This window comes from Erythrobacter sp. BLCC-B19 (genome assembly GCF_028621955.1).
Taxonomy (GTDB): domain Bacteria; phylum Pseudomonadota; class Alphaproteobacteria; order Sphingomonadales; family Sphingomonadaceae; genus Erythrobacter.
Genome location: NZ_CP117516.1, coordinates 1,777,476 through 1,792,854 on the forward strand (window position 1 = coordinate 1,777,476; position 15,379 = coordinate 1,792,854).

Annotated in this window: 12 protein-coding genes and 1 riboswitch; of the genes, 7 read left to right on the forward strand and 5 right to left on the reverse strand. The window is 66.5% G+C overall.

Translation table 11 applies throughout. From position 1 onward, the window contains the following. Positions 1-15: 15 nt before the first annotated feature. Positions 16-2,628 (forward strand): methionine synthase, encoded by a 2,613-nt coding sequence (gene metH, locus PS060_RS08335; protein ID WP_273986796.1) that lies wholly within the window; start codon positions 16-18, stop codon positions 2,626-2,628. Positions 2,629-2,658: 30 nt separating this feature from the next. Then, complete coding sequence (locus PS060_RS08340; protein WP_273986798.1) at positions 2,659-3,855, forward strand: serine hydrolase domain-containing protein; 1,197 nt, start codon at positions 2,659-2,661, stop codon at positions 3,853-3,855. Between the two features lie 109 nt (positions 3,856-3,964). Here the strand turns inward: PS060_RS08340 and PS060_RS08345 are convergent, their stop codons facing one another. Further along, on the reverse strand, positions 3,965-5,164 hold the full coding sequence (locus PS060_RS08345) for a cation:proton antiporter (protein ID WP_273986800.1): 1,200 nt from the start codon (positions 5,162-5,164) through the stop codon (positions 3,965-3,967). Positions 5,165-5,304: 140 nt separating this feature from the next. Then, positions 5,305-5,406, forward strand: a riboswitch (glycine riboswitch). A 164-nt stretch (positions 5,407-5,570) separates the two neighbouring features. Between PS060_RS08345 and gcvT the strand changes: the two genes are divergently transcribed. From gcvT to gcvPB, 5 genes are read left to right on the forward strand one after another with little or no spacing between them, the layout of a single operon-like run. Beyond that, positions 5,571-6,710 carry a glycine cleavage system aminomethyltransferase GcvT gene (gene gcvT, locus PS060_RS08350; RefSeq protein WP_273986801.1) on the forward strand — a complete coding sequence of 380 codons (1,140 nt, stop codon included), beginning with the start codon at positions 5,571-5,573 and terminating at the stop codon, positions 6,708-6,710. A gap of 3 nt (positions 6,711-6,713) precedes the next feature. Continuing rightward, positions 6,714-7,082 carry a glycine cleavage system protein GcvH gene (gene gcvH, locus PS060_RS08355; protein WP_273986802.1) on the forward strand — a complete coding sequence of 123 codons (369 nt, stop codon included), beginning with the start codon at positions 6,714-6,716 and terminating at the stop codon, positions 7,080-7,082. Next, positions 7,079-7,924: a hypothetical protein gene (locus tag PS060_RS08360; protein ID WP_273986803.1), complete on the forward strand. Its 846-nt coding sequence runs from the start codon at positions 7,079-7,081 to the stop codon at positions 7,922-7,924. The genes gcvH and PS060_RS08360 overlap by 4 nt, the downstream gene beginning before the upstream one ends. A gap of 34 nt (positions 7,925-7,958) precedes the next feature. Continuing rightward, positions 7,959-9,332 (forward strand): aminomethyl-transferring glycine dehydrogenase subunit GcvPA, encoded by a 1,374-nt coding sequence (gcvPA, locus tag PS060_RS08365; RefSeq protein WP_273986804.1) that lies wholly within the window; start codon positions 7,959-7,961, stop codon positions 9,330-9,332. Then, complete coding sequence (gene gcvPB, locus PS060_RS08370) at positions 9,332-10,888, forward strand: aminomethyl-transferring glycine dehydrogenase subunit GcvPB (protein WP_273986805.1); 1,557 nt, start codon at positions 9,332-9,334, stop codon at positions 10,886-10,888. The genes gcvPA and gcvPB overlap by 1 nt, the downstream gene beginning before the upstream one ends. 40 nt (positions 10,889-10,928) lie before the next feature. On the opposite strand, the gene PS060_RS08375 is transcribed toward gcvPB, so the two are convergent. From PS060_RS08375 to PS060_RS08390, 4 genes are all read right to left on the reverse strand, one after another. Then, complete coding sequence (locus tag PS060_RS08375) at positions 10,929-12,242, reverse strand: lipopolysaccharide biosynthesis protein (RefSeq protein WP_273986806.1); 1,314 nt, start codon at positions 12,240-12,242, stop codon at positions 10,929-10,931. 122 nt (positions 12,243-12,364) lie between these two features. Then, the gene (locus tag PS060_RS08380; protein WP_273986807.1) at positions 12,365-12,853 is read right to left on the reverse strand and encodes a hypothetical protein; all 489 of its coding nucleotides are present in this window, start codon (positions 12,851-12,853) and stop codon (positions 12,365-12,367) included. Beyond that, entirely contained in the window at positions 12,850-13,809 is a 960-nt protein-coding gene (locus PS060_RS08385; RefSeq protein WP_273986808.1) for a polysaccharide deacetylase family protein, read from the reverse strand. Before PS060_RS08385 ends, PS060_RS08380 begins: the two co-directional genes overlap by 4 nt. Beyond that, positions 13,806-15,299: a CoA-acylating methylmalonate-semialdehyde dehydrogenase gene (locus PS060_RS08390; RefSeq protein WP_273986809.1), complete on the reverse strand. Its 1,494-nt coding sequence runs from the start codon at positions 15,297-15,299 to the stop codon at positions 13,806-13,808. Before PS060_RS08390 ends, PS060_RS08385 begins: the two co-directional genes overlap by 4 nt. Positions 15,300-15,379 lie beyond the last annotated feature (80 nt).

Sequence of the window (15,379 nt, forward strand, 5' to 3'; positions counted from 1 at the left end):
TTCGAGAGAACATAAGTGACCCAACCCTCATCCTCCCGCTTTATCAACATCGGCGAGCGCACCAACGTCACCGGTAGCGCGGCGTTCAAGAAGCTGATCATGGCGGGCGATTATGCCGCCGCGGTGGAAGTCGCGCGCCAGCAGGTCGAGAACGGCGCGCAGGTGATCGACGTTAACATGGACGAAGGGCTGCTCGACGCGGTCCACGCGATGACGACCTTTTTGAAGCTGATCGCCGCCGAGCCCGACATCGCCCGCGTGCCGGTGATGATCGACTCATCAAAGTTCGAGGTGATCGAGGCCGGGCTCAAGTGCGTCAGCGGCAAGCCGATCGTCAATTCGATCAGCATGAAGGAGGGCGAGGAAGCCTTCCTCCACCACGCGCGCATCTGCATGGATTACGGCGCGGCGGTGGTGGTCATGGCCTTCGACACGGTCGGTCAGGCCGACACCAAGGCGCGCAAGGTCGAAATCTGCAAGCGCGCCTATGATCTGCTGGTCAAGGAGGGCTTCCCGCCCGAGGACATCATCTTTGATCCCAACATCTTTGCGGTGGCGACCGGGATCGAGGAGCACAACAATTACGGCGTCGACTTCATCGAAGCCGTGCGCGAGCTCCGCGAGCTGTGCCCCCACGCGCATTACTCGGGCGGCCTGTCCAACCTCTCTTTCTCGTTCCGCGGCAATGAGCCGGTGCGCCGCGCGATGCATTCGGTGTTCCTCTACCACGCCATCCCCGCGGGCCTCGACATGGCGATCGTCAACGCGGGGCAACTGGACGTTTACGACCAGATCGACCCCACCTTGCGCGAAGCCTGCGAGGACGTGATCCTCAACCGCGACCCCGACGCGACCGAGCGCCTGATCACGCTCGCCGAAAGCTTCAAGGGCAAGAACGTCGCGGACGAAAAGGCCGCCGAGGAATGGCGCGGCTGGGCGGTCGAAAAGCGGCTCGAACACGCGCTGGTCAAGGGCATCGACGCGCATATCGTCGACGATACCGAACAGATGCGCGCCGCCATCGCGGCCAAGGGCGGGCGCCCGATCGAAGTGATCGAAGGCCCGCTGATGGACGGCATGAACGTCGTCGGTGACCTCTTCGGCTCGGGCAAGATGTTCCTGCCGCAGGTGGTGAAATCCGCGCGGGTGATGAAGAAGGCGGTTGCCCACCTCATCCCCTTCATCGAGGCCGAGAAGGACTTGCTCCCCGAGGAGGAACGCAAGGCCAAGGGCAAGATCATCATGGCGACGGTGAAGGGCGATGTGCACGACATCGGCAAGAACATCGTTGGCGTGGTGCTCCAGTGCAACGGATATGACGTGATCGATTTGGGCGTGATGGTGCCCTGGCCGACGATCCTCGCTGCCGCGAACGACAACAAGGCCGACATGATCGGGCTTTCGGGCCTCATCACCCCCTCATTGGACGAGATGGTAACGGTCGCCGAGGAAATGCAGCGTGCGGGCATGACGATGCCGCTGCTGATCGGCGGGGCGACCACTAGCAAGGTGCACACCGCCCTGAAGATCGACCCGGCCTATGATGGCCCGGTGATCCACGTGCTCGACGCGAGCCGCGCGGTGGGGGTGGCCTCGAAGCTCCTCTCCGACACCCAGCGCGATGATTACGTGACCGAAGTCGCGGGCGAATATGTCGCTGTGCGCGATGCGCGGGCCGGCAAGGGGCAGAGCGAGCTGCTCCCGCTGGCCGATGCGCGCGCCAATGGCTTTGTGATCGACCTTTCGGAAAAGCCCGATGCCCCCGCGCAGCCGGGCCTCCACGTGTTCGACGACTGGAGCCTCGCAACCTTACGCGACTTCATCGACTGGACGCCCTTCTTCCGCGCCTGGGAACTCCACGGCAATTACCCCGCGATCCTCACCGACGAAGTGGTGGGCGAAACCGCGACGCAATTGTTCGCCGATGCCAATGCGATGCTCGACCAGATCATCGCCGAGAAATGGCTGACCGCGCGCGGCGTTGCGGGGCTGTGGCCTTGCGGGCGCGACGGGGATGATGTGGTGCTCGACAATGGCGTGCGTCTCCCCATGCTGCGCCAGCAGGTGAAGAAGTCGCGCGACCGTGCGAACATGTGCCTTGCCGACTTCATCGACCCTTCGGGCGACTGGATCGGCGGTTTTGCGGTCGGTATCCACGGGATCGAGCCGCACTCGGCGCGCTTCCTTGCCGACAAGGACGATTTCTCCGACATCCTGCTGAAGGCGCTGGCCGACCGGTTTGCCGAAGCCTTTGCCGAAGCGCTGCACCAGCACGTTCGCACCACGCTGTGGGGCTATGCCGCTGGCGAGCAGCTCGACAATGCGGCGCTGATCCGCGAGCAATATCGCGGCATCCGCCCCGCGCCGGGCTATCCCGCCTGCCCCGATCACTCGCTGAAGCCGATCCTGTTCGACCTGCTCGATGCACCTGCGAATGTGGGCCTGACGCTGACTGAGAGCTTCGCCATGTGGCCGACAGCGGCGGTCAGTGGCTTCTATTTCGGGCATCCCCAAGCCGAATATTTCGGCGTTGCCCGCGTGGGCCGCGATCAGCTGGAGGACTATGCGCAGCGCCGGGGCGTCGACCTTGCGACCGCCGAGCGCTGGCTCAGGCCGAATCTCGATTGACGCGCGCAGCGGGGCGGCGATGATGGTGGCATGATCCGCCGCCTCACCGCCGCCGCTCTGGCGATCGCCGCTGTCCCCGCCGCCGCACAGGAGCCCGCGCCGCCTGCGACAGTGGTGGTCGCCTTCGACCGCGAGACCATCAAGCCGCTGATCGTCGAGGGGCTGGCGAACAAGGAAACGGGCCGCGCGCTCGAAGCCAATGATCCGGTGCGCATCGCCTCGATCTCCAAGCTTGTGATGGCGCTGACGGCGCTCAGGCTGATGGACGAAGGCAAGGTCGATCTGGACCGCGATATCTCCGACTATCTCGGGTGGAAGGTGCGCTCGCCCTACCACCCGGATGCCAAGGTGACGCTCACTCACCTACTGTCCCACCGGGCAGGGCTGTCCGACAAGGCAGGCTACATCATCCCGCTGGGTGAAAGCCTTGAGGCCAAGTTCGCGGACCCTGCGGCGTGGCGCGACACCGGCGCGCCAGGCAAGGCTGCGTTCGAATATGCCAATCTCGGCTCGCCCTTGGTCGCGACCGTGCTCGAAGCGGCGAGCGGCGAGCGCTACGACCGGTTGGTGGAGCGCCTTGTCTTCAAGCCCTTGGGCGTGAAGGCCTGCCTCAACTGGATCGGTTGTGACGCCGATATGCAGGCCCGCGCCGTCACGCTCTACCGCGACACGGGCGAGGTGGCGCGCGATGCGCCGGAGGACTTGCCGCCCGCTTGCACGATCCCCGTGGCCGAAGGGGTGCCCTGCGATCTCGGAAGCTATGTGCCCGGCACCAATGCCTCGATCTTCTCACCCCAAGGCGGAGTGCGGATCGGGATGGTCGATCTGGCGAAAATCGGCCAGGCCTTGCTGCTGATGAACAAGAACGGCTTTTTCTCGGATGCTGCGATGCGCCGTTGGTTCGGCGAGATGGCGGCGGCTGCCGGCGACTATGAACCGGACGCCACTGATGTCGCCTTCTGCGGCTATGGGCTGGCGGCCTATGCGGTGGTCGACGAGACGCCGTGCGTCGATGATCTGTTCGGCGATGGCTTTGGCCGGATCGGCCACGGGGGCGAGGCCTATGGGTTGCGGTCGGGCCTGTGGCTGTCGTTCGAAAAGGCGATGAGCTTTGCCTATTTCACCACCGAAGTCCCCCCGCCGAAGGGCGAGGTCGAAACCTCTGCTTCCGACCCGCGCGAAAAGGCGCTGATGAAGCGGGCGCTGGAGCTGGCCGGGAGCAGATAGTACCGTTCGCGCTGAGCTTGCCGAAGCACCGTCGTTCCTGAAGTTTGGCGGTGCGCTCGAAGAAAGAACGGCTCTTCGACAGGCTCAGGGCGAACGGTGCTTTTTGACGCTATGCCTCCGCCTTCACCCGATCGCCCAGCTTTGCGATCAGAGGCGTGGCGAAGGGCTTGGTCAGCATCGTGCTGCCGACCGCCATCAGCAAGAGGGCGGTGAAGGTCGTTGGCGTGATCACCTGCTTGTCGAGCAGGATGTTGGCGAAGATAATCATGATCAGCGCCTTGGTCTGGAGCAGCCAGCCGATCAGGCTCGCCTCGGTGCGGCTCCAGCCGAGCAGCTTGCCGGCGATATGCACGCCCAGCAGCTTGCCCCCGACCGCCGCTGCCAGCAGCAGCGCGGCGACGCCGAAGACGGCCAACCCGCCGCCCTCCCACTGGGTTCTGAGGCCTGTCGAGAGGAAGAACACCGGCATCACCGTCAGCAGCACGATGTTGCGGAACCGGTCCATCGCGTCGTGGCCGAACCACTTGGCATCCAGCACCACGCCCGCGAGGAACGCGCCCACCATATAGTGGAGTCCCGACCAGTCGCCCGCCAGCCCGCACACCGCCAGCCAGATCAGGCCGACAGGCCAGCGATCTGCCTCGGAGAGGCGCGCCATCACGCGGCGGATCAGCCATGCGGCAAGCGCAAAGCCGACGACAAATATGCCCTGCCGCGCCAGCCGGTCGAAATCGAGCAGGATGATCGCCAGCACGCCCCAGATCGCGATATCGTCAAGGCTGGCATAGCGCAGGATGCGCTGGCCAAGCTGTTCGCGCAGGATGCCGAGCTTTTCCATCAGCAGCACGAGGATAGGCAGCGCGGTGACCGCGCAGGCCATGCCGATGCCGAGCAAGGCCTGCCAATAGGCGCCGTTTGGCCCGCGCCAGCCGGGGAATTGCAGAATGATCGCGGCGGCCAACGTGCCCGCCAGCAGCGGCATCCCCAGCGCCAGCCCTGCGGTGAGACCGGTTTCGCCGCGGTGCCGCCATGCTTGCGACAAGTCGAGCTCGATCCCGGCAATCCATACGAACAGCATCACCGCCCACCACGCGACGCCGTTGAGGGCGATGATCACATCTGGCCGGAATACGAAGGCGTAATAGTCCGGGAACACCGCGCCCAGCACGCCCGGGCCAAGCAGAATGCCGCCCACGATCTGAACCACCACCAGCGGCGCCCAGTGATCGGTGCGGCCCACGCGCCACACCAGCCAGGGCACGGCAAAGATGATCGTCAGCGCGATCAGATAGATTTCCGTGAGGTTCATCCCGGCGCGTGTTCTAATGTTCCGCCAAACCGGGTGCAAATGTGATTTTCGCGCGGAAATCCGGTGTTCGCCCGATTGACGCGATGCAGCATTCGGGGCAGGGCGGGGGCGTCTTCCGCGACAGAAGCGATTCTGGCGCGGGCAGGCGAGCGGGAGAGCCCGATGCCCCTTTCACCGGGGGCAACGGCGCCGAAGGAGCAACCGCCCCGGAAACTCTCAGGCCACCGGACCGCTCGGCTGCATGACACTCTGGAAAGCGCCTCCGGCTTCATGCTGGCGGCCACCGAAGGGGAGGCTGGCCGCGCTTGTGGTCTGCCGAAGCTCTCAGGTCACCCGACAGAGGGGGCAGTTATGTGGCGGCGCGCTGGCGCTGCCGGACTGCCGTATTCTGCCGGGGATTTTCCGAGTGACCGATCACGATACCGAAGACCATCTCGAAGACATCCCGCTCGAAGCCCTGCCGCTTGACGCCTGGCACCGTGCACGCGGTGCGCGGATGGTGCCCTTTGCGGGCTATGAAATGCCGATCCAGTATGAGGGGATCGTTGCCGAACATAACTGGACGCGCGAGAGCGCCGGACTGTTCGACGTGTCGCACATGGGCCAGCTGGTGCTGTCCGGCCCCGATCTCGACGCGGCGGTCGAAGCCGTGCTGCCGATTGACCTTTCGACGCTGAAGCTTGGCCAGCAGCGCTATTCCCTGCTGCTCGACGAGAACGGGGGCGTGCTCGATGACCTGATGGTCTCGCGCTGGCCCGAGGCGCTCTATCTGGTCGTCAACGGTGCGACCAAGTGGGACGACATGGGCACCTTGCGCGAGGCGCTGCCCGACGACATCACCATGAACTACCTCGACGAGCGCGCCTTGCTGGCGCTGCAAGGGCCGAAGGCGGCTGATGCGCTGGCCCGCCATGCGACCGGCGAATATCCCCTGAGCGCGCTGACCTTCATGAAGTTCGGGCGGTTCCAGATTGCGGGCCACGACGTCACCATCGCGCGCGCGGGCTACACCGGCGAGGATGGGTTTGAAATCTCGCTCGATGCCGAGGCCGCCGCGGAAGTCGCCGACCTGCTCTGCGCCGAACCCGAGGTGAAGCCCATCGGCCTTGGCGCGCGGGATTCGCTGCGGCTGGAGGCGGGGCTGCCGCTCTACGGCCACGACCTCTCGCCCGAGACCAGCCCGATCGAAGCGGGCCTCATCTTCGGCATCAACAAGCGCCGCCGCAGCGAAGGCGGCTATCCGGGCGCGGAGCGGATCAACCGCGAGATCGTGGAAGGCACCGCGCGCAAGTGGGTCGGTCTGACAATCGCTGGCCGCTTGCCCGCCCGCGAGGGTGCGGAAGTCTTCAGCGGCGCGGACAAGATCGGGGTGGTAACCAGCGGCGGCTTCTCGCCGACGCTCGGCGCGCCCATCGCCATGGCTTACGTGGCGAGCGAAAACGCCGCCATCGGCACCGCGCTTGAGGTCGAAGTCCGGGGCAAGCGCCTCGCCGCCACTGTCGCGCCCACACCTTTTGTCCCGCACCGCTACTACAGGGGGAACTGACCCATGCGTTACTACACTGACGAACACGAATGGATCGAGGTCGAGGGCGATGTCGCGACCGTCGGCATCACCGATTATGCGCAAGGCCAGCTGGGCGACATCGTGTTCGTCGAACTGCCTGAAGTCGGCGCGATGATCGAGCAGGGCAAGGACGCTGCCGTGGTCGAGAGCGTCAAGGCCGCCTCTGATGTCTATGCCCCGATCACTGGCGAGATCACCGAAGTGAACCCCGCGCTGGAGGAAGACCCGGCGCTGGTCAACTCGGCCCCGGAAGACGGCGGCTGGTTCTTCAAGATGACCATCGCCGATCCGGGCGAGCTCGACGGCCTGATGGACGAAGACGGCTACAAGGCATTCCTCGAGGGACTGTGACCACCGTTCCGCCCGTCACCATCACGCCGATCGGCGCCCCCACCGGCAACAGCGCGGGGGGCAAGCGGCTGCTGGTCGCCACCCCGCTCTATGACGGCGCGCAGGGCGATTATCTGCGCGCCGTGGTGGGGTTGACGGGCGCAGCCGAGCGGACGGGGGTGCATTGCTCCTTCGCCTGGCTCAGCAATAATGCCTCGATCAGCCGGGCGCGCAACGTGCTCACCGCCGCCTTCCTGCAATCGGATGCGACGCACATGATGTTCGTCGATGCCGATATCGGCTTCGCGCCCGAGGATGTGCTCGATCTGCTCACGCGGATGCAGGCCGATCCGGCGCTGGCGGTGGTGGGCGCGCCGTGCCCCAAGCGGATGGTCAACTGGGCGCTGGTCGCCGCCGCCGCATCGCGCGGGCTGGCGGCGGAGAACCCGGCGCTGCTGGAGCGGTTCTCGGGCGTCTTCGCGCTCGATCCGCTCGACCCCAAGGGGCAGTTCCGGCTCGACCAGCCGATCGAGCTGCTGCGGGTCGGCACCGGGCTGATGATCATCCGCCGCGATGTGGTGGAGGCGTTGTGCGCGCGCCATCCGGAACTGCGCTACAAGCCCGACGCGCTCGACCGTGAAAGCGGGCTGGTGGGCGAGGATATCCACGCGCTGTTCCAGCCGATGATCGATCCCGACAGCGGCCACCTGATGTCCGATGATTTCGCCTTCTGCCGCAGGGTGCGCGATGCGGGCTATCGCATCTGGCTCGCACCCTGGATGCGCACCACCCACACCGGCCCTGCGCGCTTTTCCGGCGCGCTGCCCGATCTTGCCGCACTGACCGGCACGCCGTCTGCCTGAACCCCTCACCCCCAGCCACGGAAAGCCATCTCCCATGCGCTACCTCCCCCTTACCGATACCGACCGGCAGGCGATGCTGGCGACCATTGGTGCATCGAACATTGACGATCTGTTCGTCGACGTGCCCGAAGTCGCCCGCCTGGACGGCCCGATCCACGGGCTGCCGATGCACGCGAGCGAAATGGCGGTCGAACGCCATATGAAGGCGCTGGCCGCCAAGAACCTGGTCGCCGGCGAAGTGCCGTTTTTCCTCGGCGCGGGCGCCTATCGCCATCACGTGCCCGCCAGCGTCGACACCATCATCCAGCGCGGCGAATTCCTGACCGCCTATACCCCCTATCAGCCCGAAATCGCGCAGGGCACGTTGCAGGTGCTGTTCGAGTTCCAGACGCAGGTGGCGCGGCTCTATGGCTGCGCGGTGGCCAATGCCTCGCTCTATGACGGGTCGACCGCCTGCTGGGAGGCGGTGGCGATGGCGACCCGCGTCACCCGCCGCAAGCGCGCGGTGCTCTCGGGCGCGCTGCATCCGCATTATGCGCAGGTGGTCAAGACCATGGCGCACTTCACCGGCGACACCATCGCCGACGCCCTGCCCGCGATCACGGCGGAGCCGGATCTTGATGGTCTGATCGCCCGGATCGACGCGGACACCGCCTGCGTGGTGGTGCAATATCCCGACATCCTCGGGCGCATTTCCGACCTCACCCCTGTCGCCGAAGCCGCGCACGCCAAGGGCGCATTGCTGGTGGTGGTCAATACCGAGCCTGTGGCGCTCGGCGCGATCAAGAGCCCCGGCGAGATGGGTGCGGATATCGTGGTGGGCGAGGGCCAGTCATTGGGCGTCGGCCTGCAATTCGGCGGGCCTTACTTGGGCCTCTTCGCCGTGCGCGATCCCAAGCACGTGCGCCAGATGCCGGGCCGGCTGTGCGGCGAGACCACCGACGCCGAGGGCAAGCGCGGCTTCGTGCTCACGCTCTCGACCCGCGAACAGCACATCCGCCGCGAGAAGGCGACCAGCAACATCTGCACCAATTCCGGCCTGTGCGCGCTGGCCTTCTCGGTCCACATGACGCTGCTGGGCGAGCGGGGCTTGCGCGAACTCGCCGCCGAGAACCACCGTCTCGCCTGCCTTGCCGCCGACCGGCTGGCCAAGGTGCCGGGTGTGGAAGTGCTCAACACCGCCTTTTTCAACGAATTCACTCTGATGCTCGGCGGCAAGCCCGCGCGCCAGATCGTGCGCGATCTGGCTGACCGGGGCGTGCTGGGCGGGGTGTCATTGGGCCGGCTCTACCCCGGGGTCGAGGCGCTCGAACACGCGCTGCTCGTCGCCGTGACCGAGACCACCACCGAAGACGATATCGAGCGCCTCGCCTGCGAGCTTGAAGCCAGCATCAAGGAGACCGTGTGATGAACGCCCCCAACAAGAGCGGCTGGAAGCCCGAAATGCAGGTGGCAGAGGACGGGTTCCTCGGTGGCCCCGCGACCACCACCGGCAACCGCGCCCTGATGCTCGAAGAGCCGCTGCTGTTCGAGATCGGCCGCGCAGATGTGACCGGGGTTGACCTTCCGCCGGTCGATCCTGCCGCCGCGAGCCGTCTCGGCGGTCTCGCCCGCAGCGAAGCCATCGGCCTCGTCGGCCTGACCGAGCCCGAAACGGTGCGCCACTACACCCGCCTCAGCCGCCAGAACTACGGGATCGACCTTGGGTTCTTCCCGCTCGGCAGCTGCACAATGAAGCACAACCCGCGTCTAAACGAGAAGATGGCGCGCTTGCCGGGGTTTGCCGACATCCACCCGCTTGCACCCCAGAACGCGGTGCAGGGCGCGCTCGAAGTCATCAGCCAACTGGGCGAATGGCTGTGCAAGCTGACCGGGATGCCCGCCGTGGCGATGAGCCCCAAGGCCGGCGCGCATGGCGAGCTGTGCGGGATCCTCGCGATCCGCGCCGCGCATGAGGCGCGCGGGGATGCGCGCGAAGTGGTGCTGGTGCCCGAAAGCGCCCACGGCACCAACCCTGCCACCGCCGCCTTCGCCAATTACCGCGTCGAGGATATTCCCGCGACCCCCGAAGGCCGGGTCGATGTGGCGGCGCTGAAGGCGCGGCTCGGGCCGGATGTGGCGGCGGTGATGATCACCAACCCCAACACCTGCGGATTGTTCGAGAAGGACTTCCGCGAGATCGCCGATGCGGTCCACGCGGCGGGCGGATACGTCTATTGCGACGGGGCGAACTTCAACGCCATCGTCGGCAAGGTGCGCCCCGGCGATCTTGGCGTCGATGCGATGCACATCAACCTCCACAAGACCTTCTCCACCCCGCACGGCGGCGGTGGGCCGGGTTCGGGGCCGGTGGTTCTTTCGGAAGCGCTTGCGCCGTTTGCCCCGCTGCCCTTCGTGCGCAAGGACGATGCGGGCGGTTTCTATCTCGTCGAGGAGGAAAACCGCGAGGAGCGCGGGCCGAGCTTCGGGCGCATGACCGCGTTCCACGGCCAGATGGGGATGTTCACCCGCGCGCTGACCTATATCCTCAGCCACGGGGCGGACGGGTTGAAGCAGGTGGCCGAGGATGCGGTGCTCAACGCCAACTACATCCTGCGTTCGATGGAGGACATTCTCCACGCGCCGTTCGGCGCCAGTGGCCCGTGTATGCATGAGGCGCTGTTTGGCGACAAGGACTTCACCAATGGCCTGTCCACGCTCGATGTCGCCAAGGGGCTGATCGACGAGGGCTATCACCCGATGACGGTCTATTTCCCGTTGGTGGTCCACGGCGCGATGCTGGTCGAGCCGACCGAGACCGAGAGCAAGGCGGCGATCGACCAGTTCATCACCGCCTTCCGCGGCGTGGTGACGCGGGCGCTGGCAGGGGACGAGGCGCTCAAGGCCGCGCCCTACTACTCGCCGCGGCGCAGGCTCGATGAAACGGCAGCGGCGCGCAAGCCCAAGCTGGCTTACGAGGGATGAAACCCCCTTCCCCAAGGGGAAGGGAAAAGCAGGCGATGCGTTATGATTTCGGAGGGGCGGGCCGTGTGTCCGCCCCTTCTTCATTGGTGTCGTCCACCACCAGCCGGAACTGCTTGAGGTTCACGATCGCGAGGTAGAAGCCGACCACCGTCAGCACGCTTGATCCCAGCACCGCAAAGCCTGCGCCCTGTGCGCCCTTCCAGTCGATCGCCATTTGCAGCATCACCAGCGCAAGGATCGTCGGGAACAGACGGACGAGGAAGGCGATGTGGGCCTTGCCGGCCGAGATCAGCAGGCTTTCAAGGCTCGCGCCGACCAGCTCGACCGCGCCGGCGATGCTGAGGATGATCATCGCCCAGTAGAAGCCGGTGAACTGCTCGCCCGCGATCAGGGCGATGCCGGGGCGGCCGAACAGGATCGCGCTGCCGACTGCCGCTACCCCGGCCATTGCGGCAATATTGGCCATGCGCCGCGCGATCTCGACCGCGCTGTCGCGCGATTGCACCAGTTCGGGCAGGATCGCCTTGGAGATCGTCTGCGCCAGTGCGATCAGCGCCACGCCCAGCTGGTTGGCGATCCTGAAGCCGCCTGCGAGGTAAGCCCCACCAAAGGTGCCGACCAGCAGGATCATCACCTGCTTGCCCGCCACCGCAAGGCTGCCCGACATATTGGTGGACAGCACAAACCGCCAGGCATCCTTGTGCCGCGCCGGAATCGCCTTGAGGCTGATCGAAGCAAGGCTGACCGGCTGCACCCGCGCGGCGACGATCCACAAGGCGATGGCCGTGCCCACTTCCGAGGCGGCAAAGGCGAGGATGAAGCCGGTCACGTTGGGCATATAGAGCCACGCCAGCCCCGCACCGCCCGCGCGAATGATCGGCTGCACCGCCTCGGCCCAGGTCGCGCGGCCATATTCATTGTGGAGCCGCAGCATCCCTGTGGGCGTGGTGCGGATCGTCAGCAGCGAGACGACGCAATACCAGAAGGTCAGCCACAACAGGTCAGGCGGCACGTCGAGCCATAGCGGCGCGGTCAGCACCAGCACGGCCGAAGCGAGCGTTCCGACCGCGACTGACAGCCCGTCCAGCGCCACGGCAAAGCCGGTCGCCTCGCGCGCGCGGCCCAGATCGACGCCGGGCTTGTCGGGATCGGCCCCCCAGCGGACGATGAACTGCCAGGTCTGGAAACTGGAAAAGCCGGTGACCGCCTGCCCCAGCGCGATGATCAGCGCGAAATAGCCGAAGCCTTCCGTCCCCAGCGTGCGCGCGGCGATGGCGAGATAGACAAGGCTGAGCACCGCGTTGAACCCGCGCCCGCCCAGGAGCCAGCCCATATTGGCGAAAACCCGCTTCATGCGTGGATCAGGCGCGGGCCGGGAACTTAACCATAGGGCGCCGCCTTAGCCGCAAAGCCTGCAACTCGCCAAGCGTTGATGGCGCGCGCTACGCAACAAATGCGGTGGAACGACGGGTCGGATCAGGCCGGGCAGCGCTTCAGGGGCAGCGCGACGCCTCCCGGCGCCGTGCCTTTTTCCATGTCGTGTTCGTCAGGCTGGTGCCGGACATAGAGGACAGCATCAGCCCCTTCGCCTTCGAGCGCAAGGTCCATGCCTTGCGTCCACTGGTCGCCTTCGCCCTCCATCGCCAGCTGGACGCTGACGTCATCGGGATCGCTGGCATCCACCGCAGTCACGGTGCCCTGGCTTTCGTAGAACCCGATCGTCTGCGCCCCGATTTCGAGCCGGAGGTCGGAGGCCGGATCGCAGGTGCCCGTCTCGGCATCCCACACGCCGTGGAAGCGCGCGGGGATGGTGTTGGCGGCGAGGGTGGGTTCGGGAGAAGGGGCTGGCTCCGGCATCGCTGCGGCGGTGGTGGCAGGATCGGGCGTGCCCTGCTGCGGCTCGCCCCCGCAGGCGGCCAGCGCCAGCAGGGGCAGGGCGAGGATCAGCGAAGCCTTGGTCGTCATTGTCCGTCCTCTCCGGGCGCGGCCAGCACCCTCGTCTCGAACAGCCAGCTCATCATTGCGGTGCTCATCCATAGCGGCGCAAGTGGCGGCTGCACACCGCGTTCCCACGCCATCATGCCGGTGAGCGTGCCCGAGGTGTGGGGCACGATCGGCATGGCGGCGGCAAGCTCGGCGTCGGCATAGGCTTGGTCGGCGGTGATGATCGTCCAGCCGTCCTTGCGCAGTTCGGCGACCAGATCGGCGATGAACAGCGCGGCCAAATCGGTTTCGTGGAGCAGCATCACTTGCGGCGGCAATCGGCCGAGCGTGCGGCGGGCGAGCGCTTCGTGATAGGCGATGCCGGAGAGCTGTGATTGCAGATAGAGCTTGCGCAGCGCCGCCATGTCCATCGGCTTGCCTGCCCGCTTGGCATCAAGGGTCAGCTGCTCGAGGTGCCAGTCCGACCCGTCAGCGGTGGCATAGCCGTTCCGCAAGGCCCGCGCTGCCAGCCCGGCGCGCAAGGCATCGCGCCTGCCTGCATCACGCCCGCCCTCGTCGAGAAAGGGGAAGCGGAACCACGGACGAAAGCCGGGGCGCCCGTTCAGCCACGCCGCGGCGCGGTCGAGATCGGCGAGGTAATCCTCTGCCGGGGTGGCATCGAGGTGGAGGTGCGTGTCGCTGTGGTTGGCGATCACGTGCCCGGCAGCGACATAGGCCGCGATCCGTGCCTCGCCCCCGGCACCGTCGGGATGGGCGAGGTTGCCGGTGGTGACGAAGAAGGCCGCCTGTTCGACCCCCGCCTGTTCGAGCGCGGCGATCAGCCGCCGGGTGCGTTCCTCAGGCGTGAAGAACGCCCCCGCCCCGCGCGGCACATCATCGAAGGTGAGGGCGATGCGCTTCTCCTGTGCGAGCGCCGGGGCGGCCAGCACGAGCAGGGCCGCCCACAGCATCAGCAGGATCGCACGCAACCCGCTCACCCCATCGTCGGGATGACAAAGGCGTTCGAGCCATCGCCGCCGCCGTCGGGCCAGCGCTGGGTGATCTTCTTGTTCTTGGTCCAGAAGCGCAGGCCTTCCACGCCATACTGGTCGATGTCGCCAAAGCCCGAACGCTTCCACCCGCCGAAGCTATGGTAGGCGACCGGCACCGGGATCGGCACGTTGATCCCGACCATCCCGACATTCACCCGCGCCGCGAATTCGCGCGCGGCGTGGCCGTTGCGGGTGAAGATCGCGACGCCGTTGCCATACTGGTGCTCACTGGGCAGGCGCAGCGCGTGCTCGAAATCGGCGGCGCGGACGATCTGGAGCACGGGGCCGAAGATCTCCTCCTGATAGGAGCGCATCTGCGGGGTGACGTGGTCGATCAGGGTCGGGCCGACGAAGAAGCCCTTTTCGTGGCCCTGAAGCGTGAACCCGCGCCCGTCGACGACGATCTCGGCGCCTTCCTGCTCGGCGGTGGTGATCCACTGTTCGATCCGCGCCTTGTGTTCGGGGGTGACGACCGGGCCGTAATCCGCGTCGGGATCGTTCGACACGCCGATCCTGAGGCCCGCGATGGACTTCAGCAGCTTTTCCTTGAGCCGCTCCGCCGTCTCCTCGCCCACCGGCACCACCACGGGCAGCGCCATGCAGCGTTCGCCCGCCGAGCCGAAGGCCGCCCCGGTCAGATCGGTGACGACCTGATCCAAGTCCGCATCGGGCAGCACGATCCCGTGGTTCTTCGCGCCGCCGAAGGCCTGCACGCGCTTGTTGTTGGCCGAGCCGCGCGCGTAGATGTACTGCGCGATGTCCGAGGAACCCACGAAGCTGATCGCGGCAATATCCGGGTGGTCGATGATCGCGTCGACCATCTCCTTGTCGCCGTGGACGACCTGCAGCAGGCCCTCGGGCGCGCCCGCTTCAAGGAACAGTTCGGCCAGCCGCACCGGCACGCTCGGGTCACGCTCGGAGGGCTTGAGGATGAAGGCATTGCCCGCCGCGCAGGCCATGCCGAACATCCACATCGGGATCATCGCCGGGAAGTTGAACGGGGTGATCCCCGCGCCGATGCCGAGCGGCTGGCGCATCGAATAGACGTCGATCCCCGGGCCCGCGCCGTGGGTGTATTCACCCTTCATGATCTGCGGCAACCCGCAGGCATATTCGATCACCTCAAGCCCGCGCTGCACATCGCCGCGCGCGTCGGGGACGGTCTTGCCGTGTTCGGACGAGAGCATTTCGGCGAGGCTCTGCATATTAGTCTCGACCAGTTCCTTGAAGGCGAACATCACCCGCGCGCGGCGCTGGGGATTGGTCGCGGCCCAGGCGGGCTGGACGCGCTTGGCGGTCTCTACGGCGCGGGCGAGCAGCGCGGCATCGCCCAGCGCGACCTCGGCCTGCACTTCGCCGGTCGAGGGGTTCCAGATGGCGTGCTTGCGGGTGGGGGTAGGCGTATCGCCGACGATGAAGTGGTCGATCTGACGCATGGGATGGGGTCTCCTGTCTCTGCCGTCCCAATGCCCCCCGAGGGCGCGCCATGCAACCCTTGCGGCTCCCCTCAAAAGTG